The 19,271-nt window shown below is 67.4% G+C and carries 21 protein-coding genes; 10 read left to right on the top strand and 11 right to left on the bottom strand.

Features of this window, described 5'->3' with window-relative positions; genetic code table 11:
- Positions 1 to 24 precede the first annotated feature (24 nt).
- The 6 genes from thiL to nrdR all read right to left on the bottom strand — a co-directional run bounded on the left by thiL (position 25) and on the right by nrdR (position 4,609).
- Positions 25 to 1,023 (bottom strand): thiamine-phosphate kinase, encoded by a 999-nt coding sequence (thiL, locus tag RKE40_RS09275; protein WP_316017942.1) that lies wholly within the window; start codon positions 1,021 to 1,023, stop codon positions 25 to 27.
- Between the two features lie 161 nt (positions 1,024 to 1,184).
- Complete coding sequence (gene nusB / locus RKE40_RS09280; protein ID WP_316017987.1) at positions 1,185 to 1,637, bottom strand: transcription antitermination factor NusB; 453 nt, start codon at positions 1,635 to 1,637, stop codon at positions 1,185 to 1,187.
- Positions 1,638 to 1,648: 11 nt separating this feature from the next.
- On the bottom strand, positions 1,649 to 2,146 hold the full coding sequence (gene ribH / locus RKE40_RS09285; protein ID WP_316017943.1) for a 6,7-dimethyl-8-ribityllumazine synthase: 498 nt from the start codon (positions 2,144 to 2,146) through the stop codon (positions 1,649 to 1,651).
- A 183-nt stretch (positions 2,147 to 2,329) separates the two neighbouring features.
- Complete coding sequence (locus RKE40_RS09290; protein ID WP_316017944.1) at positions 2,330 to 2,977, bottom strand: riboflavin synthase; 648 nt, start codon at positions 2,975 to 2,977, stop codon at positions 2,330 to 2,332.
- Complete coding sequence (gene ribD, locus RKE40_RS09295; RefSeq protein ID WP_316017945.1) at positions 2,977 to 4,107, bottom strand: bifunctional diaminohydroxyphosphoribosylaminopyrimidine deaminase/5-amino-6-(5-phosphoribosylamino)uracil reductase RibD; 1,131 nt, start codon at positions 4,105 to 4,107, stop codon at positions 2,977 to 2,979. The genes RKE40_RS09290 and ribD overlap by 1 nt, the downstream gene beginning before the upstream one ends.
- Positions 4,100 to 4,609 carry a transcriptional regulator NrdR gene (nrdR, locus tag RKE40_RS09300; RefSeq protein ID WP_316017946.1) on the bottom strand — a complete coding sequence of 170 codons (510 nt, stop codon included), beginning with the start codon at positions 4,607 to 4,609 and terminating at the stop codon, positions 4,100 to 4,102. Before nrdR ends, ribD begins: the two co-directional genes overlap by 8 nt.
- Positions 4,610 to 4,881: 272 nt before the next feature.
- Between nrdR and RKE40_RS09305 the strand changes: the two genes are divergently transcribed.
- Positions 4,882 to 5,832, top strand: coding sequence for a hypothetical protein (locus RKE40_RS09305; protein WP_316017947.1), 951 nt, complete (start codon positions 4,882 to 4,884; stop codon positions 5,830 to 5,832).
- Positions 5,833 to 5,856: 24 nt separating this feature from the next.
- On the opposite strand, the gene glyA is transcribed toward RKE40_RS09305, so the two are convergent.
- Positions 5,857 to 7,152: a serine hydroxymethyltransferase gene (gene glyA / locus RKE40_RS09310; protein WP_316017948.1), complete on the bottom strand. Its 1,296-nt coding sequence runs from the start codon at positions 7,150 to 7,152 to the stop codon at positions 5,857 to 5,859.
- A 55-nt stretch (positions 7,153 to 7,207) separates the two neighbouring features.
- Between glyA and RKE40_RS09315 the strand changes: the two genes are divergently transcribed.
- Positions 7,208 to 7,528, top strand: coding sequence for a hypothetical protein (locus tag RKE40_RS09315; protein ID WP_316017949.1), 321 nt, complete (start codon positions 7,208 to 7,210; stop codon positions 7,526 to 7,528).
- A 167-nt stretch (positions 7,529 to 7,695) separates the two neighbouring features.
- On the opposite strand, the gene RKE40_RS09320 is transcribed toward RKE40_RS09315, so the two are convergent.
- From RKE40_RS09320 to RKE40_RS09335, 4 genes are all read right to left on the bottom strand, one after another.
- Positions 7,696 to 8,937, bottom strand: coding sequence for a L,D-transpeptidase family protein (locus RKE40_RS09320; protein ID WP_316017950.1), 1,242 nt, complete (start codon positions 8,935 to 8,937; stop codon positions 7,696 to 7,698).
- 284 nt (positions 8,938 to 9,221) lie between these two features.
- Positions 9,222 to 9,734 carry a transcriptional regulator LdtR gene (gene ldtR / locus RKE40_RS09325; RefSeq protein ID WP_316017951.1) on the bottom strand — a complete coding sequence of 171 codons (513 nt, stop codon included), beginning with the start codon at positions 9,732 to 9,734 and terminating at the stop codon, positions 9,222 to 9,224.
- A 207-nt stretch (positions 9,735 to 9,941) separates the two neighbouring features.
- On the bottom strand, positions 9,942 to 10,388 hold the full coding sequence (locus RKE40_RS09330) for a DUF6163 family protein (RefSeq protein ID WP_316017952.1): 447 nt from the start codon (positions 10,386 to 10,388) through the stop codon (positions 9,942 to 9,944).
- The gene (locus RKE40_RS09335; RefSeq protein ID WP_316017953.1) at positions 10,385 to 11,446 is read right to left on the bottom strand and encodes an enoyl-CoA hydratase/isomerase family protein; all 1,062 of its coding nucleotides are present in this window, start codon (positions 11,444 to 11,446) and stop codon (positions 10,385 to 10,387) included. Before RKE40_RS09335 ends, RKE40_RS09330 begins: the two co-directional genes overlap by 4 nt.
- 201 nt (positions 11,447 to 11,647) lie before the next feature.
- Between RKE40_RS09335 and hemB the strand changes: the two genes are divergently transcribed.
- The 8 genes from hemB (at position 11,648) to RKE40_RS09375 (ending at position 19,269) form a co-directional block, all read left to right on the top strand.
- Complete coding sequence (gene hemB, locus RKE40_RS09340; RefSeq protein ID WP_390893297.1) at positions 11,648 to 12,706, top strand: porphobilinogen synthase; 1,059 nt, start codon at positions 11,648 to 11,650, stop codon at positions 12,704 to 12,706.
- A gap of 138 nt (positions 12,707 to 12,844) precedes the next feature.
- Positions 12,845 to 14,179 (top strand): branched-chain amino acid ABC transporter permease, encoded by a 1,335-nt coding sequence (locus RKE40_RS09345; protein ID WP_316017954.1) that lies wholly within the window; start codon positions 12,845 to 12,847, stop codon positions 14,177 to 14,179.
- A gap of 20 nt (positions 14,180 to 14,199) precedes the next feature.
- Positions 14,200 to 15,453: a threonine ammonia-lyase gene (locus RKE40_RS09350; protein ID WP_316017955.1), complete on the top strand. Its 1,254-nt coding sequence runs from the start codon at positions 14,200 to 14,202 to the stop codon at positions 15,451 to 15,453.
- Positions 15,454 to 15,636: 183 nt separating this feature from the next.
- Complete coding sequence (locus RKE40_RS09355) at positions 15,637 to 16,110, top strand: RDD family protein (protein ID WP_316017956.1); 474 nt, start codon at positions 15,637 to 15,639, stop codon at positions 16,108 to 16,110.
- Between the two features lie 73 nt (positions 16,111 to 16,183).
- On the top strand, positions 16,184 to 16,930 hold the full coding sequence (locus tag RKE40_RS09360) for an arginyltransferase (RefSeq protein ID WP_316017957.1): 747 nt from the start codon (positions 16,184 to 16,186) through the stop codon (positions 16,928 to 16,930).
- 181 nt (positions 16,931 to 17,111) lie between these two features.
- Positions 17,112 to 17,759: an RraA family protein gene (locus tag RKE40_RS09365; protein ID WP_316017958.1), complete on the top strand. Its 648-nt coding sequence runs from the start codon at positions 17,112 to 17,114 to the stop codon at positions 17,757 to 17,759.
- Complete coding sequence (locus tag RKE40_RS09370; RefSeq protein WP_316017959.1) at positions 17,759 to 18,073, top strand: UxaA family hydrolase; 315 nt, start codon at positions 17,759 to 17,761, stop codon at positions 18,071 to 18,073. The genes RKE40_RS09365 and RKE40_RS09370 overlap by 1 nt, the downstream gene beginning before the upstream one ends.
- Positions 18,070 to 19,269, top strand: coding sequence for a UxaA family hydrolase (locus RKE40_RS09375; protein WP_316017960.1), 1,200 nt, complete (start codon positions 18,070 to 18,072; stop codon positions 19,267 to 19,269). The genes RKE40_RS09370 and RKE40_RS09375 overlap by 4 nt, the downstream gene beginning before the upstream one ends.
- The last annotated feature ends 2 nt before the right edge of the window (positions 19,270 to 19,271 follow it).

The raw sequence follows: 19,271 nt of genomic DNA on the forward strand, positions 1-19,271 counted from the left end.
GACTCTCTGCGGCCGGGGCCGCTCTCAGAAATGAACGAAGGAGCCTCGCGCAAAGCTGCGCGGCTTGCCCGCCTCGCTATATCGCACGGTCCCTGCCTCCGCCGTGACGCGGCCGATGCAGGCAAGGCCGAGGCCTGCCGCCTGCGCCGCCGCGACAAGGGAAGGAAATTCCATCTCGGAGGCCGTGCAGAGAATTTCGTAGTCGTCGCCGCCGGTCCAGGCCAGTTCCGCCAGTGCGGGATCAGCCATGACGGCATTGCGGGCCGCGGGCGAGAGCGGCACCGCATCGAGATCGATCTCGGCGCCGACGCGCGAGGCTGCGAGCAGCTTGCCGAGGTCGCCGACGAGCCCGTCCGAGACGTCCATCGCCGCCGAGGCATGTAGCTGCAAGGCCTGCGCGAAGGCCAGGCGCGGCTGCGGATGCAGATAACGGTCGGCCAGGAAGGCACGGTCGGCCTCCGAAAGGCGGGCGACCCATTCCGGCCGCGCGGGGCCATGGGCGCGCAGACCCAGCGCACCATCGCCGATCGTGCCCGTGACCAGCACGAGGTCGCCGGGCTTCGCGCCCGAGCGCAGCACCATGCGTCCGGCGGGAACGCTGCCGAAGGCGGTAATCGAGAGCGTCAGCGGACCGGTCGTCGCAACCGTGTCGCCGCCGATCAGCGGACAGGCCGCCTCTCCCGCGACCGCAGCGAGCCCCGCGGCGAAGGCCGCGAGCCAGTCCTCGGTCCAGCCCTTCGGCAAAGCGAGCGTCAGCACGAAACCGTCGGGCCGGGCGCCCTTGGCCGCGAGGTCCGAGAGATTGACCGCCAGTGCCTTGCGGGCGATCGAGCCGGCAGGATCGTCCGGGAAGAAGTGCATGCCGGCGACCAGCGCATCGGCGGTGACGACGAGCTCATAGCCCCGCGCGGGGCGCAGCAGCGCGGCGTCGTCGGTGAGACCGAGGCCATCACGCCCGGCGATCGGCGCAAAATGCCGGGCGATCAGCTCGAACTCGCCGGGGCGATTGTCTTCTCTCGACATTGCGGTCTCGCTGGCAACTGCAGCTCATCCTGAGGAGCCGCGAAGCGGCGTCTCGAAGGATGCTTCAGAGAATGCAGACGGAGCAATCTGGTTCATCCTTCGAGACGCCGTTCCTGTTGGAACGGCTCCTCAGGATGAGCGCTCGGAGGTTGTCCTCTTGCTCACGCCGCCGGGACGTCGAATTCCTCGGCGCGGAAATCGCGGGCGAGCTTGTCGAGCACGGCGTTGACCATGCCGATCTCCTCGCCTTGGTAGAAGGTGCGGGTCACCGCGACATATTCGGAGATCACGGCGCGGGCCGGAACGTCCTTGCGGAAGGCGAGCTCGTAGGCTCCGGCACGCAGCACTGCACGCACGACCGCCTCGACGCGCTTCAACGGCCAACCCGACGCGAGCGCATCGTCCACCGCGCGGTCGACCAGACGCTGCTCGCTGACGACGCCGCCGAGCAGGTCGCGGAAGAAATTCAGTTCGGCCTTCGGCAGCTCGATCTCCTCGACCTCCTTGCCGATCCAGAAATGCTCGAACTCGGCCATGGCCTCGACCACGCCGCGCCCGCCGACCTCCATCTGGTAGAGCGCCTGCACGGCCGCCAGCCGCGCGCCGCGGCGCATTTCGGCCCGGCTCACTTCGAGTCCTCCGCCAGCGAGCGCTTGTAGCGCAGCACCGAGAGAGCAGCCTCGGCCGCGCCGCCGCCCTTGTCCATCTCGGAACGATTGGCACGGGCCCAGGCCTGCGCCTCGTTCTCGACGGTCAGGATGCCGTTGCCGAGCGGCAAAGCGAAAGCGACCGAGAGGTCCATCAGGGCGCGAGAACTCTCGCCCGCGACAATGTCGTAATGACCGGTCTCGCCGCGGATCACGGTGCCGAGCGCGACGACGGCCTCATAGGGATCGACAGCCTCGTCGGCGGCACGCAGGCCGATGACGATGGCGGAGGGGATTTCGAGCGCGCCGGGCACGGTGACGACATCGACGCGGCAGCCAGCCTTCTCGAGCACGGCGGTCGCGCCGGCGAGCAGCTCGTCGGCAAGGCCGTCATAGAAGCGGGCTTCGACGACCAGGACGCGCACGTCATCGAGCGGGGCGGCTGAGGCAGCCGATGATTGCCGGGATCCGGCCATGCAGGAATTCCTTCTGGTATCGTCGGAGATGCCTTCGACCGGGTCGAAAGCAATCAAGCCCTCATCCTGAGGAGCCATTTCGTCAGAAATGGCGTCTCGCAGGATGGCTCAGAGCGCGCTGGGCCATCGTTCGAGACGCCGCTGCGCGGCTCCTCAGGATGAGGGCTGAGGCTGGACCGGCTCTTAGCCCCCCGGGCGCGCCTCCGCAAGCCGCGCGGCATACCGCGCCATCAGATCGACCTCGACATGAACGCCGTCTCCCTGCTTGCGCTGCCCCCAGGTGGTGACGCTGAAGGAATGCGGGATCAGCAGAACCGTGAAGACGTCATCCTCGACGGTGTTGACCGTCAACGAGGTGCCGTCGAGGCAGATCGAGCCCTTGGCGGCAATGAAACGGGCGAGCCCCTGCGGCGCACGGATGTGGAAGCGCGCGGTCGCGCCCCAGGGCTCGTCAGGATCGGGCGCGATCGCGTCGACCTTGATGATCGAGCCGACGCCATCGACATGGCCGGTAACCAGATGGCCGCCGAGTTCGTCGCCCATCTTCAGCGAGCGCTCGAGATTGATCGGCGTCCCGACATCCCATTCGCCGACCAGGGTCTTGGACAGCGTCTCGGCCGCAGCCTCGACCTGGAAGACGCAGCCCGGCTCGCCGTCCTCGCGCGGGCTCAGGGCGGTGACGGTGAGGCAGACGCCGGCGCAGGCGATCGAAGCGCCGATCTCGATGCCATCAGCCTCCCAGGGGCAGGAGATGGCGAGCCGCTTCAGGCTCGGCCCCATCTTCCGCGCCTGGGTGACGGTGCCAATGGCGGTGACGATGCCGGTGAACATCAGGCGATCCTCGTGAAGTGCTGGAAACGGTCCTGGCCGATGAGCCTGGTTTCGGCGATGGCGTACATCTTGGGGTCCGCGAGCAGCGCCGCAAGGCCCGGCCGCACGGCGATGACGCCCGGCTCGCCGAGGACGGTCGGCGAGGTGGAGACGATGACCTCGTCGGCGAAGCCGCCGAGCGCCAGCCTTTCGCCGATGGTCGGCCCTCCCTCGGAGAAGACCCGGGTGATGCCGCGCGCGGCCAGGAGCCGAAGCGCCTCGCCCAGATCGAGATGGCCGTCGGCGGCCCGCCCGACGCGCATCACCTCGACGCCGGCGGCGACGAGGCGCGCCTCGGCTTCGACCGGGGCATCCTCCGCTGCGATCGCCCAGACCGGCACCTCGCCGGCGCCGCGCACCAGTTGCGAGTCCGGCGGCAGGCGCAGATTGGAATCGAGCACGACGCGGACCGGCGAGCGGATCTCCAGCCCGGCGAGTCGCACGGTCAGGAGCGGATCATCGGCGAGAACCGAGCCAATGCCGAGCATGATCGCGTCGTAGCGGGCGCGCTCGCGATGGACCCATTCGCCCGCCTCCGGGCAGGAAATCCTGATGCGGGCCTGCCCTGGCCCACCGGCGAAGCCGTCGGCGGTGCGCGCCACCTTGAAGGTCACCATCGGCCGGCCCTGCGTCACCCGCAGCACATGGCCGCGATGGCTGCGCTGCGCCTCGTCTTCGAGCACGCTGGTGACCACCTCCACGCCCGAACTGCGCAGCAAGGCATGGCCGAGCCCGGCTATGCGGGGGTTGGGGTCGGCCATGGCCGAGACGACGCGGCGCACGCCGGCGAGCAAGGTGCGCTCGACGCAAGGCGTGCCGCCGCGCAGGGTCCGGTGCGAGCATGGCTCGAGCGTCACATAGAGCGTGCCACCGGCGGCCGCGGGGCCGGCCTGCTCGAAGGCCATCGCCTCGCCATGCGGCCTGCCGCCGGGCTGGGTATGACCGGCGCCGACGACGACCGGACCGTCCGGCCCATCGCGCGTCACCACGGCCCCGACAGAGGGGTTCGGCCAAGTCTGGCCGAGGCCGCGTGCGCCGAGCTCCAGCGCCCGGCGCATGAAGGCGCGGTCGATCTCGTCGCGATCAGGCATCGTCGCGCGGCCTGATCCTCTCACCGGCCGGCTCGGCTTCGCCCTCTGCCTCGTCGCCGCTCAGCTGGCCGAGCAGCTCCTCGAAATCTCGGGCCTCGCGGAAATTCTTGTAGACTGAAGCGAAGCGGACATAGGCGACGTCGTCGAGCGACTTCAGCCCCTCCATGACCAGCTCGCCGATGGTCGAGCTCATGATCTCCGCCTCACCCGAACTTTCGAGCTGGCGCACGATGCCGTTGACCAGCCGCTCCACCCGCTCGGGCGCGACCGCGCGCTTGCGCAAGGCGACATCGATCGAGGTCTGGAGCTTGTCGCGGTCGAAGGCGGTGCGCCGGCCCGAGCGCTTGACCACGGTGAGCTCGCGCAGCTGCACCCGCTCGAAGGTGGTGAAGCGACCGCCGCAATCCGGGCAGACGCGCCGCCGCCGGATCGAGGCGTGGTCATCGGTCGGCCGCGAATCCTTCACCTGGGTGTCGAGCGAGCCGCAATAGGGACAGCGCATGAATGGGGCCTCGATGTTGACCTGAGGGACGATACCGTCCGCGGCCCTTCATTGCCCCAGCCATGCCGTCGCAGGCCAGCGAAAAACGACCGGACGGCAGCAAGTGGGCAAGCGCAATATCGCATGATGCTTCGGCCGATGAAGGGAGGCGCCTCGCAAAAAGGACGCAGGTCGAGCCGCCTTCTCATGCCAAGATGAACCCGCTACCCGCCTGCCCTTCACCGCTTGCGCCTGCCCGCCGATCCCGCAGCTCGCCAATCGGAGTTTTGCAGATGTCCAACGACAGTACGGGCGATGCCTTCGGCGGCCTGGTCGTCCTGGCTTTCGACCTTCTCGACAGCGAGATCCACCGGTCTCCCGAACGTCTCGCCGAGGTGCTCAAGAGCCCGGTCGTGCTGGCGACGGCCCAGAAGGGGCTCTTGAGCTTTGCGAATGCGAAGCTCAAGAGCCAGACCACGCAGCTCTCGCCGGACGACATCCAGAAGCTCCGCTCGATCGGCGACGATGTCCTCTCCAAGGCGGCCGACGAATACTTCAAGCAGATCAAGAAATCGTCGGCGTACAAATCCCTGGAGAAGCAGGTCGATGCCTTCAAGCAGGCGGCCGGCTCGTCAGCGCTCGGCGTCTGGGTCGATCAGCACAAGGGCGTCGTCTATGTCGTCGGCGCGGCGCTGGCACTCGGCGCGGGCGCGGCGCTGTTCGTCACCAAGCCGAACAGCGGAGCGGTGACACTCGGTCTGCAGCAACTGGAGAAGCTGCAATTCGAGGTCGTCAAGCTCGGCGCGCTGAAGCTCGGCGTCGGCGGGATCGTCTTCGACCCGACGGCCGAACTCGTCGGAGCGAAGCTAACCGGCAAGCTGAAATGGGACCGGCTGAAGCTCGACCTATCGCTTCAGGTGGTGACCAGATCGGCCGCCATCGACAAGGTCGAGGGGGAGGTCATGGTCAAATACGGCTCTTTCGACCTCACCGGCATTGTCAGGAAGGACGTGAGCAAGCCGACCGTCGATCTCAACCTCAAGCTCAGCGCGACGGAGGACCGCTTCAATGTCGCCGTCGCCGCACAGGTCAAGGACGGCCAGTTCGGCGGCAGCGCCTCTGCCGGCTACAAGGTCACCAAGGGGCTCGACCTCAGCGCGGAACTCAGCCGGACCGGCCGAGGCGATGCCCCCGGCGGCCCGGAGAACCTGTTCATGATCAAGCTGACCGGGACCTTCCCCTGAGGGTGAGGTCCCGGCGCTTTCCGTTCAGTAGATCGGGAAGCGCGAGGTCAGCTCGTGGGCCTTGGCCTTGACCGCCTGTTCGACGGCGGCATTGCCTTCCTCGCCATGCGCAGCGAGGCCGTCGAGCACGTCGGCGATCAGCTCGCCGACCTTCTTGAACTCGGCGACGCCGAAGCCGCGCGAGGTCGCAGCCGGGGTGCCGAGCCGGATGCCAGAGGTGACCATCGGCTTCTCGGGATCGAAGGGGATGCCGTTCTTGTTGCAGGTGATATGGGCGCGCCCGAGCGCGGCCTCGGCCGCCTTGCCGGTGATCTTCTTCGAGCGCAGATCGACCAGCATCAGGTGATTGTCGGTGCCGCCGGTGACGAGGTCGAAGCCCTTCGACTTCAGCGTCTCGGCCAGGGCCTTGGCGTTCTCGACCACAGCGCGGGCGTAGATCTTGAACTCGGGCTGCAGCGCCTCTTGGAAGGAGACCGCCTTGGCCGCGATCACGTGCATCAGCGGGCCGCCCTGCAGGCCGGGGAACACGGCCGAATTGATCTTCTTGGCGATCGCCTCGTCATTGGTCAGCACCATGCCGCCGCGCGGACCCCGCAGGGTCTTGTGGGTGGTGGTGGTGACGACATGGGCGTGCGGGAACGGCGAAGGATGGGCGCCGCCCGCGACCAGCCCGGCGAAATGGGCCATGTCGACCATGAAATGGGCGCCGACCTTGTCGGCGATCTCGCGGAAGCGGGCGAAATCCCAGTGGCGGGCATAGGCCGAGCCGCCGGCGACGATCATCTTCGGCTTGTGCTCGACCGCCAGGCGCTCCATCGCCTCATAGTCGATCAGCTGGTCGACGACGCAGACGCCATAGGGCACGACCTTGAACCACTTGCCGGACTGGTTGACCGGGGCGCCATGAGTGAGATGGCCGCCGGCGGCGAGGTCGAGGCCCATGAAGGTGTCGCCCGGCTGCATCAGCGCCATGAACACGGCCTGGTTGGCCTGGCTGCCGGAGTTCGGCTGGACGTTGGCGAACCCACAGTCGAACAGTCGGCAGGCGCGCTCGATCGCGAGCTTCTCGGCGATGTCGACGAACTGGCAGCCGCCATAATAGCGCCGGCCGGGATAACCCTCGGCGTATTTGTTGGTCATCACCGAGCCCTGCGCCTCGAGCACGGCCTGCGAGACGATGTTCTCCGAGGCGATCAGCTCGATCTCCTCGCGCTGACGACCGAGCTCGAGCTCGATGGCGCGGGCGATCTCGGGATCGCGATCGGCGAGGCCAGCAGCGAAGAAGGAATTCGAGAGGTGCTTCTCGGGGGCTTGGCTCATGGCTCTGCTCCATCGGCGCGCCGGAGCCGCCACCGGCACGCTGCCGGCCCGCCCGATGCGCGCCCTGTTCGGCTTGGTCGCGAGGCCGGCGCAACCCTTGCCCGGCGCTGCGGCGTCCTTAGACCATGACCGGCAAAAGGGGAATGCGGTTTTGTCGCCATCGGGGCGCAACCGGTGCGTGCCGTCGTCGCGCGTCAGAAGAGTCCGCCACAAGCACCGTCGCAATTTCGCCGTCTCAGCGGCGGAACCATGGCGAAGTTCGGGCGTTGCTCATCCAGCGGCGGAGGCGACCATGGGCTTCGGACTTCTCGAAATCGCGATCGTGATGAGCTGCATCTCGATCCTCGGCTACATCATCGCCGACAATTTCGTCTGACGGCGGAATTCTCCCAGCGCAGGCCACCTCGGATGCGCGCTCTGCCGACGGCTCGTCGGCAGGGCTGACCGCGGGATCAAACGCGCTGCAGAGAACGCTGACAAGAGAAAGGGCTCCCGGACCGCTGTCCGGGAGCCCTTATCAACTGGACGGCAGGAAAGACCCGCTCAGATGTCCTGCTCGCCCTGGAGCCGGGCGACAGGGACCGGGCCGAGCCCGTCCTTGTTGTAGATGTCCTCGCGGAACTGGACGCCGCCATCGGGCGTCGCCCAGGCGGTGATGTAAACCCAGTAGCACGGCACGGGGTTGGCGATGCGGGCGTTGATGCGCTCGCCGGACTGGATCGTCTCGTCGATCTTGGCGCGATCCCAGCCGGGGGTCTCCTTCAGCAGGAAGGTGATGTAGTCGCGCACATTCTGGACGCGGATACAGCCCGAGGAGACGAAGCGGAAATCGTCGCCGAAAATGCCCTTGGCCGGCGTGTCGTGCATGTAGACGCCGTGCGGGCTCGGAATATTGATGCGCACGAAGCCGAGCGAGTTGAACTCGCCGCCCGGATCCTGGCGGAAGGTGTAGCGCGTCGCCTCGTCGGAGTTCCAGTTGACCCGCTCCGGTGCGATCTCGCCATTGGGGCCGATGATGCGGATCCGGTTCTCGGTGAGATAGCCCGGCTGCTTGCGCATCATCGGAATCAGATCCTTGCGGATGATCGATGCCGGCACGGTCCAGGTCGGGTTGAAGTTGACCTCGGGAATCTTGGTCTGCAGCAGCGGCGACTGGCGGTCGGCCTTGCCGACGCCGGCGGCGTGGCGGGTCGCGACATGACCGTTCTCGACGGTCTCGATCGCAGCCGCCGGGATGTTGGCGACGACATAGCGGTTGCCGAGATTGCCCGACCAGGTCCGCAGCCTGACGACGTTGGTCTCGAGCTGGCGGATGCGCCGGTCGATCGGGATGTTCAGCGCGTTCAGGGTCGCGCGATTGACGGTACCCGTGGTCGACAGGCCCATGCGCGACTGGAAGCGGCGCACCCCCGCCTCGACATAGGAATCATAGACATTGCTCGTGCCGGCCGACTCATCGAGGTCGCCGGTGATGATCAGGCGCTGGCGCAGCTGGACGACGCCCTGCCCCTTCGAGCCGACGGCAAGGCGATCCCCGACCTGGAGCGTCGGCCAGCCGCCGCGCGCAGCAAGGTCGCGATAGCTCGCGATCGCCTGCTCGGTCGCTGCCAGCGCCGCCGGGGACAGCATCGGGGTCGAAGAACGCAGCACCGCATTGCGGGCGCCGGCATCATAGGTCTGGCGCCATTCGGCCTGCTGGGCGAAGGCAGGCAGGCTGACGCCCGCCGCGGCGCTCGAAAACAGGGCCAGCACCGTCTCGCGACGCGTCAGGCTGATATGCGGCATCGATCGTACCCCTCGGACTCGCAGTCAACATAAAGCGGGACGAACCCGCCCCTGTCAGCGAGGCCGGGCCACGCTGGTTGCTGGGGACGATCCCCTACCACAGTTAACAGGCTATGATGAGAGCGGCATTTTTGGGGCGGCGTTGCGTAAAGCTCACGCCAGTTTGACTTTTTACGCGCACCTCTACGGCAGGTGAGGCCCCCGACAGGTGGGCAGCGCGCCCCGGCCCTCAGGCCGGGAGTTCTGCGGTCCATCCAGCCGCGCGCGGCTGGAGGCAGAGCGCATCAGAGCTTGTAGCGGATCTGGTCGGTCCAGAAGCGCTCGAGGCGCAGCAGAGCATTGTTCATGCGCTCGAAATCGTCGGTCGCGATGCCACCGATCTGCTCGACCGTGCGGACGTGCTTGTCGTAGACGCCCTTCACCAGATTGTGCACCTCGCGCCCCTTCTCGGTCAGGCTGATGCGCACCGAGCGACGGTCGATCCGCGAGCGGGCATGGTGCAGGAAGCCGAGCTCGACCAGCTTCTTGACGTTGTAGGAGACGTTCGAGCCGAGATAGTAACCGCGGGTCCGCAGTTCGCTGGCGCTGAGCTCGGCATCGCCGATATTGTAGAGCAGCAGGGCCTGGACGCTGTTGACGTCGTCGCGGCTGCGGCGCTCGAATTCGTCCTTGATGACATCGAGCAGGCGCCGATGCAGCCGCTCGACCAAGGTGAGGGACTCAAGGTAAAGCGGCTTCACCTTGAGTTGAACTTCCTCGGACACGGCTGGCGCCGCAGTCTTTACATTGCTTTTCATGGTATATCCCGCCTGTTGTATCCCGGCCAGGATTAGTCTCCCGGTCCGCTTCTGAGAGACACCATAGGATGGGCGGATGAAAACGAGTTTAAATATCAGGATGAATCAGGGATTTACCCATTTGGGTGAATGCGAAATGAACCGCAAATCCCTTAAGCTAAAGCGTTTCTTACCGCGGCCGTTCGCATTCGAACGGCCGCGCGGGGCTCAGCCCTCCTGGTTTTCGGCCGCCCAGGTCGCGACGAAATAGGCCAGCATGAGCATGACATAGCTGCCGATCAGCACCGGCGAGAGCGGCAGCCAGCGCGGGAAGAAGAAGCCGAGCAGGAGCTGGCTCATCGCCGCCAGCAGCCAGAGCACGCCGCCCCAGGTCGAGGTCAGCCAGAGGCCGACGGCGGCGACGAGATCGAAGACCGCGAAATAGACGGTGATCGCCTGGAAGGTCAGAGGGCGCGATTCGAAAGGCGGCCCGCTCTCGGGGCCGAGGCCGAGGATCACGGCCCATTGCAGCAGGCCCTTGGCCATCCAGGCGATGGAGAGCAGGCGCAGCAGCCAGACCAGGATCGTCCGCCAGCGCATGCGGCCGGGCTTGCCTTCGCCGCTCGCACCGCCGGGCTGGCTGCGTAGGACCTCGCTCTCGCGCACCAGGCTCACGCCTGACCGCCCAGTACGAGTTCGCTCGCGCCGAGCGGCGTGAAATGGGCCTCGACGGAGGCAGGGTCGACCGCCTCGATGCTGGCCGGCTGCCAGACCGGCGCCTGATCCTTGTCGATCACCACGGCCCGCACGCCTTCATAGAAGTCGTGATCGTAGGCGATGCGCGAGACGACGCGGAATTCCAGCGCCATCGCCCCCGCGAAATCGAGGGTGGCGCCGCGGCGCATCTGCTCGAAGGCGATGGCGACGCTGGTCGGCGACTTCGCCCTGATCGTGGCGAGCGCCTTGGTCGCGAAGGCCTCGCCAGCGGCGGCGCGGGCCTCGAGACGCGCAAGAACTTCGGCCAGCGTCGGCGCGCCGAATATCGCGGCAATGGCCTCGCGCTCGCCGAAGAGCTTTCCGGGAGCGACCGGCTGCACGAAGGCGGCGAGGATCGCGTCGACGGGCTCCGAGCCGGTCAAGGCCTCGGCAAGTTCGGCCATGCGGGCAGAGGGAACGGCGTGCGTCACAAGGCCGAGCGCCAGCGCATCGCCCTGGCCGACGCGGTCTCCGGTCAAGGCGAGGTAGACGCCCGCCGCATCCGGCAGCCGCGGCAGCGCATAGGTCGCCCCGACATCCGGGAAGAAGCCGATGCTGACTTCGGGCATGGCGAAGAGATAGCGCTCCCCGGCGACGCGATAGCGGCCATGCAGGGATATGCCGACGCCGCCCCCCATGACGATGCCGTCGATCAGCGAGAGGAACGGCTTGGGATAAGATTGGATACGGGCGTTGAGGATGTACTCCTCGCGCCAGAACGCCAGCATCTCATCCTGCCGGCCGGCCTTGCCGAGATCGTGCAGGGCACGAATGTCGCCGCCGGCACAGAACGCCTTCTCGCCAGAAGCCGTTACCACGATGCGGGTCACTGCCGGATCGTTCTCCCAGGCATCGAGCGCGCGCGCCAGCTCGCGCACCATGCCGTGGCTGAGCGCGTTCAGTGCCTTCGGGCGGTTGAGCAGGACATAGCCCGCCGCCCCGCGCCTCTCGCAGATGATCTCCTGGTCCTGCGTCATGTCCCGGATGCCGTCCTGATCATCCAGCGGTTCTGGAAGCCGTGACCGGGCTTGTCAACGCGAGGCCGCGGCCTATCCGATCCTGTTTCGGCGCACAGCGGCACACGCCGGGCCGGCATGCGACGCTGGTGCCTGTTTTGGAATGGTTCCGATGTGCTAAAGCAACGCACAAGACTGCCGTCGGGCAGGTTGGAGGCGTTCATGGCATCTCGGGTTGTGCGGTCTTTCCCCGCCCCGCAAGCAAGACTGGTCGAGGCCCCGACATCGACTTCCCTCGGCCTCACCCGCCGCATGCGCCGCAACCGCAAGGCCGACTGGTCCCGCCGGCTGGTGCGCGAGAACCTGCTGACGGTCGACGATCTGATCTGGCCGATCTTCCTGATGGATTCGCGCGAGGCGCGCTCGCCGGTCGCCTGGATGCCCGGCGTCGACCGGCTCAATATCGACGAGGCTGTGCGGCAGGCAGAAGAAGCCGCTTCGCTCGGAATCCCGGCCATCGCGCCCTTCCCCTTCGTCGAGCGCGAACTGCGCGACCCGACCGGTTCGGAAGCGCTGAACAGCCGCAACCTGATGTGCCGGGCCGTCCGGGCGATCAAGGCGGCGGTGCCGGAGATCGGCATCATCTGCGACGCCGCGCTCGATCCTTACACCTCGCATGGGCATGACGGCGTCATGGATGGCGAGAAGGTGCTCAACGACGCCAGCGTCCACATCCTGACGCAGCAGGCCCTCGCTCTGGCGGAGGCCGGCGCCGACGTGATCGCCCCCTCCGACATGATGGACGGACGTGTCGCCGCGATCCGCGCCGGGCTCGACAACGCCGGGCTCGAGGACGTGCAGATCATGGCCTATGCGGCGAAATACGCCTCGGCCTATTACGGCCCGTTCCGCGATGCGATCGGCACCAATGCCACGCTGGTCGGCGACAAGCGCACCTACCAGATGGATCCGGCCAATTCCGACGAGGCGATCGCCGAAGTGGCGCTCGATCTCGAGGAAGGCGCCGACATGGTGATGATCAAGCCCGGCCTGCCCTATCTCGACGTCGTGGCGCGGGTGAAGGACACCTTTGCGGTGCCGACCTTCGCCTATCAGGTCTCGGGCGAGTACGCGATGATCATGGCCGCCGCCAATAATGGCTGGCTCGACGGCGACAAGGCGATGCTGGAGAGCCTGCTGGCCTTCAAACGCGCCGGCGCCGACGGTGTCCTGACCTATTTCGCGCCGAAGGTGGCGCGGATGCTGAAGGCGCGCGGTTGAGCAAACGCCGTCTTTCTCAGGCGAAGCGAAGCGCAGGCCCGAGAATCTCCTGGAAGCGATGCTCGGGTCAGGCTCGGGCATGACGCTCCGCACAAGCCGTGTTCCGCGCAGCCTTGAAGCGCGCTAGCGTCAGCACCGATGCGCGCGCTGCTCACGTCGATTCTGCTCTGCCTGGCGCTCGCCTCCTGCGGGCAGCGCTTCGACACCGACCAGCGGCGCGCCTGCCGGCTGGCGATCCCGGCGCTTAACCCCGGCGACAGCACGATCGTGATCGAAGGCAGCGGCCAGGGCCCGCGCCCCGGCATATTGCGCATCGTCTACCGGGTCGAGCGCCCCGACCTGCAGCCGAGGCGGCGCACCATCGACTGCATCTTCGCCGGCGAGGGCACGCCGCTGCAGCGCGGCGCGCTAGCCGGCCTCGCCTCGGACGGGCGGCCGATGACCGATGCGAGCTTCCTGCTCCTGCGGCGCTTCTATCTCGAGAACAAGGCCGAGCCGCCGGTCGACCCGGAAGCGGCGCCGGTCGGGCATCTGCCATTGCTTCCGCCGGGCGCGGCCTATCTCATGCAGCAGAGCCTCGCCGCCCTGCCCTCGGCCGCGATCTACGCCCTGCTCGCCAGCGCCTATGCGCTGATCTACGGGCTGAACGGCCGCATTATCCTGACCTTCGGCGAATTCTCGGCGCTGGGCGCCGCCGCGGCCGTGGTCGGCGTGGCGCTCGTCTTCTCCCTCGCGTCCTCGACCCCGGCCTCCGGCCTCGCCATCGCCTTCCTGGTCGCCATCGCGGTCAGCGCCATCCATGGCTTCGCCATGGGGCGCTTTGTGCTGCGCCATCTCGACAAGGCAAACGGCCAGCAGGTGCTGATCGCGACGATCGGCCTCGCCATCGCGCTGTCCGAGTATCTGCGCCTCGCACAAGGGGTCGAGCTGCGCTGGCTGCCGCCTGTGTTCAACGAGCCGCTGCCGCTGGCGCGGGCCGCTAACTTCACCGTGACCACCACGCCGGTCGGGCTCGCGATGACGGCGGGCGGGCTCGCGGCGGCACTGGGGCTGATCCACTATCTGCGCCGCTCGGCCTATGGCCGGGCCTGGCGGGCGGTGGCCGACGATGCCCGCACCGCCGCCCTGTTCGGCGTCGATGCGCGGGCCGTGCACGATCGGGCCCTTGTCATCGCCTGCGCGGCCTGCGGCGCGGCCGGCGTGATCGTGACGGTGATCTATGGCGGCATGGGCTTTTCGGGCGGCTTCACGCTCGGCCTCAAGGCGCTGGTGGCAGCGGTGCTCGGCGGCATCGGCTCGGTTCCGGGCGCCTGCCTCGGCGGGCTCGCCATCGCCGCCTTCGAGATGGCATGGTCGACGGCAATGCCCCTCGAACAGCGCGACATCGCCGTCTATAGCTTGCTCGCCGTGACGCTGATCCTGCGCCCCGGCGGCTTCTTCGGCGATGGCGCGCTGTCGCCGCGCCAAGTCTGAAAGCGCTCCGGGGGAAAAACGTGGCAGAGACCGCATTCGCCATCAGCTTCGCCGATATCGAGGCTGCGGCGCGCACCATCGAAGGCCATGTGCTGAAGACGCCGCTGATGCCGGCGCCGCGCCTCTCGGCCCTCACGGGAGCCGAGGTCCTGGTCAAGCACGAGAACATGCAGGCCACCGCCTCGTTCAAGGAACGCGGGGCGGTGAACAAGCTGCTCAGCCTCTCAGACGAAGAGAAGCGCCGCGGCGTGATCGCGATGTCGGCCGGGAATCACGCCCAGGCGGTCGCCTATCATGCCAGGCGCTTCGGCATCCCGGCGACGATCGTGATGCCGGAGCCAACGCCGTTGGTGAAGGTCGAGAACACCCGCGCCCATGGCGCCGAGGTGGTGCTCTTCGGCGAGACACTCTACGAGGCCGCCCAGCAGGCCCGCAGCATCGCGCAGGAGAAAGGGCTGGTCTTCGTCCACCCCTATGACGATGCGGCGGTGATGGCCGGCCAGGGCACGGTCGCGCTCGAAATGCTGCGCGAGGCGCCGGATCTCGACGTCCTGCTGATCCCGATCGGCGGCGGCGGACTGATGGCCGGCAATGCGGTCGCCGCCAAGGCGCTGAAGCCGGGGATCGAGCTGATTGGCATCGAGGCCGCGCTCTACCCATCATTCCACAACGCCATTCACGCGGCCGAGCTACCGATCGGCGGCGCGACGCTCGCCGAAGGCATCGCGGTGAAGACGGTCGGCGTGCAGACCCTGCCGATCGTCAGGGAACTGGTTTCCGACATCGTGCTGGTCGGCGAGGATCTGATCGAGCGCGCCGTCAACGCCTATGCCACCCTGCAGCATACGCTCGCCGAGGGCGCGGGGGCGTCCGGGCTGGCCGCCATGCTGCAGCAGCCGGAGCGCTATCGCGGCCGCAAGGTCGGACTCGTTCTCACCGGCGGCAATATCGACACGCGGCTGCTCGCTGCCATCATGGTCCGCGAACTCGAGCGCGAGCAGCGCATCGCCGCCTTCCGCCTGACGGCGAGCGACAGGCCGGGCCTGCTCGGCAAGGTCGCGAGCCTGCTCGGCACGCTCGGCGCCAACATCCTCGAGGTCAGCCATGGCCGGCTCTTCCTCGACGTCCCCGCCAAGGGCGTGACGCTCGACGTCACCGTCGAAACCCGCGACGAGCACCATACCGCGGCGATCGAGCAGGCGCTGTGCCGGGAAGGTTTTGCGCCGCGGCGAATCTATCCGCGCGGCCAGGAGACCGATCGCTCCGGTCAGTGACACTTCGGGAGCGTGAATCGGTCTCCTTCTCAACGAACCAGTGCGTGATCCTGGGCGAAAGCCGCTTGCACTTTTCGACATCGCGGACTTGCGGAACCGGGAGGCTGATCAAACATTGTCGGTGCGGGCGCCAATTCCGATCAGCAGCTTGCCCGCACGAGACAAAGGAAGGTCGACCACCCGATGAGCCAGCCCTCTTCCTACCGCCAGCAGACGCTCCCCGTGGAGGAGCGCCCGGTGCAGGATACGCGCGGCGTGCTCGGCTCGCGGCTCTTCGCCTGGATCGGCGATGTCGTCATCCTGTTCTTCCTGACCTGGATGGTCCTCGTCCTGCTGGGCATTCTCGGCATCGTCACCTTCGGGCTGACATGGCTGCTGATGGGCGGGGCGACCATCGGCGTCGCGCTCGGCTATGCGGCGCTGACTGTCGGCGGGCGCAAGCAGGCGACGTTCGGCATGCGGATGGCCGGGATTCGGGTCGAGACCGCCACCGGCGGACGCCCCGATGCACTGGCGGCTGCGGTGCACGCGCTGTTCTTCTATGTCGCGGCCGGCACGGTCGCGCTCTGGTTCCTCGACATTCTCTGCGGACTGGCGCGCTCCGACCGGCGCCTCGGTCACGATCTGCTGACCGGGCTGGTAGTGGTACGCGCCTGACCCATGTGGAGAGCTTGTTGCCGCCGCAGCGGGTGCTAAACTCGCTGCGAGCGATTGACGGAGCCCTTCGAACGTGACGCGGCCCCTGCGGGATGCTCCGCAATTCTATCTGACCTCGCCGACACCTTGCCCCTATCTGCCGGGCCGCGAGGAGCGCAAGGTGTTCACCCATCTCGTCGGCGGCCGGGCGCGCGACCTCAACGACGTTCTCTCCCAGGGCGGCTTCCGACGCTCGCAGAGCATCGCCTACCGCCCGGCCTGCGAGACCTGCCGGGCCTGTGTCTCGGTCAGGATCGTCGTCGACGATTTCCGCCCGTCGCGGGGCTTCCGCAAGGTGCTGTCGCGCAATAGCGACCTGATCGGCGAAGCGCTGCCGCCGCAACCGCGCTCGGAGCATTATTCGCTGTTCCGCAGCTATCTCGACGTGCGCCACCCGGAAGGCGGCATGGCGACGATGTCGGCGCTCGACTTCGCGATGATGATCGAGGACACCCATGTCGAGACCAGCCTGGTCGAGTACCGTCGGCGCGGCCCCGACAGCGGCTTCACCGGGCGCGGCCAGGGCGATCTCTACGCGCTGGCGCTGACCGACCGGCTGAACGACGGGCTCTCCATGGTCTATTCGGTCTACGATCCCGATCTGGAAATCCGCTCGCTCGGCACCTTCATGGTGCTCGACCATGTCGAGCGCGCCCGCAAGCTCGGCCTGCCTTACGTCTATCTCGGCTATTGGGTCGATGGTTCGCCGAAAATGGCCTACAAGGCCCGCTTCCTGCCGCAGGAGCGGCTGATGCCGCAGGGCTGGGAACGCGTCGGCTGAAAGGCGCGCGGCTCGCGCCGGAAAAACGGGAGGCATGTCTAGCCTCGATTCAGCCACATCTAAATCGTTTGAGATGCACAGCCGGGCTGCAGAACGAACACTTGCCCGGGCAGGAGACAACGGGCGATAGGTAGCCGCGAAGGCTGCCGCCCTCTCTCTGGCAGCCCGTATTGGAGGAAACATGGTCGACCAGCTGACCGAGCGCCTCGAGCGCTGCTACACCGGCGTGATCCACGACATTCTGCGCGAGATGGGGCTGAAGGACTTCACCCTGCCGCCGGAACTGCGTCCGCTCCTGCCCGGCACCAAGCTGGCGGGTCCGGCCTTCACCCTGGAAGGCAAGACCGGCGAGTTCGATGCGCATGAGACGCTGCTGGCCTGGACCGGCCTGCTCTCGCGCGCCAAGCCCGGCCATGTCTGGGTCTGCCAGCCCAACACCGAGGGCTGCGCGCTGATGGGCGAGCTCTCGGCCGAGACGCTGAAGAACAAGGGCGTGCGCGGCTGCGTCATCGACGGCCTCGCCCGCGACACCGAGTTCATGATCGACATGGGCTATCAGGTCTATTTCAAGGCCTATACGCCGCGCGACATCGTCGGCTTCTGGCAGCCCAAGGCGGTCGACGAGCCGATCAAGATCGGCGATGTCTGGATCCGCCCGGGCGACTACATCCTGGCCGACCGCGACGGCGTCGTCCGCATTCCCGCCGAGATCATCGAGGAAGTGCTGACCAAGTCCGAGACCGCGATCACCGCCGAGAACAAGGTCCGCACCGCGATCCTCGCCGGAACCGACCCCCAGCAGGCCTATCTGCAGTTCGGCAAGTTCTGATGACCCATGACCCGCGCCTGATCCTGCTCGACGCCCGCGACAACGTCTTCGTCGCGCGCACCCGCCTGCCAGCCGGCGAGGCGATCGAGACCGGAACGGGCGCGGCGACGCTCGACCGCGATGTGCCCCTGGCACACAAGGTCGCTCGCCGGGCGATCGCGCCCGGCGAAAAGATCCTGAAATACGGCGCGCCCATCGGCGTCGCGACGGTCGCCATCGCCGCCGGCAGCCATGTCCATGTCCAGAACATGCGAAGCGACTACACGCCGACCTATCATCTCGAAGACGAGCGCAAGGCAGGAGCGACCCAATGAGCGAGCTCAGGGGTTATCTGCGCAGCGACGGCCGCAAGGGCATCCGCAACGTCGTGGCGGTCGCCTATCTCGTCGAATGCGCCCATCACGTCGCGCGCGAGATCGCCCTGCCCTGGCGCGAGAACGAGGTCCACGCGATCGGCTTTCCCGGCTGCTACCCGAACCCTTACGCCGAGCGGATGATGGAGCAGCTTTGCACCCATCCCAATGTCGGGGCGGTGCTGCTGATCTCGCTCGGCTGCGAGAGCTTCAACAAATACGCGCTGGAGCGCGTCGTCCGCGCCACCGGCCGACCGGTCAAGACCATCGTCATCCAGGGCACCGGCGGCACCCGCGCCTCGATCAAGGAGGGTCGCGCCTGGGTCGAGGAGCAGCGCGCCCTGCTCGACGAGGTCGAGACGGTACCGATGGCGGTGAGCGAACTGGTGATCGGCACGGTCTGCGGCGGCTCCGACGGCACCTCCGGCATCACAGGCAACCCGGCGGCCGGGCGCGCCTTCGACCAGCTGATCGCGGAAGGCGCCGCCTGCATCTTCGAGGAGACCGGCGAGCTGATCGGCTGCGAGCACATCATGGCCGCCCGCGCCATCACGCCCGAGCTCGGCGTCGAGCTGGAGAAGTCCGTCGCCAAGGCGGCCCGCTACTATGCGACGCTCGGCTACGGCTCCTTCGCCGCCGGCAATGCCGAGGGCGGACTCTCGACCATCGAGGAGAAGTCGATGGGCGCCTATGCCAAATCGGGTGCCTCGCCGATCTCCGGGCTGATCAAGCCCGGCGACGTGCCGCCGCATGGCGGCCTCTATCTGCTCGATGTGGTGCCGGATGGCGAGGTCCGCTTCGGCTTCCCCAACATCAACGACAATGCCGAGATCGCCGAGCTGATCGCCTGCGGCGCGCATTGCGTGCTGTTTGTCACCGGCCGCGGTTCGGTCGTCGGCTCGGCGATCTCGCCGGTCGTGAAGATCTGCGCCAACCCCGAGACCTACCGCCGGATGAGCGACGACATGGATGTCGATGCCGGCCGCATTCTCGAAGGCCGCGCCAGCCTCGACGAGGTTGGCACGGAGATCCGCGACCTCGTCGTCTCGCTGGCGCAGGGCGCACGGACCAAGTCGGAAGAGCTCGGGCACCAGGAGTTCATCCTGACCTATAAGAGCTTCGAGCCGCTCGGCCCGGCCTGCCTGCCGGCTGCCTGAAG

It is taken from the genome of Allobosea rubneri (assembly GCF_032464875.1).
Classification (GTDB): Bacteria; Pseudomonadota; Alphaproteobacteria; order Rhizobiales; family Beijerinckiaceae; genus Allobosea; species Allobosea rubneri.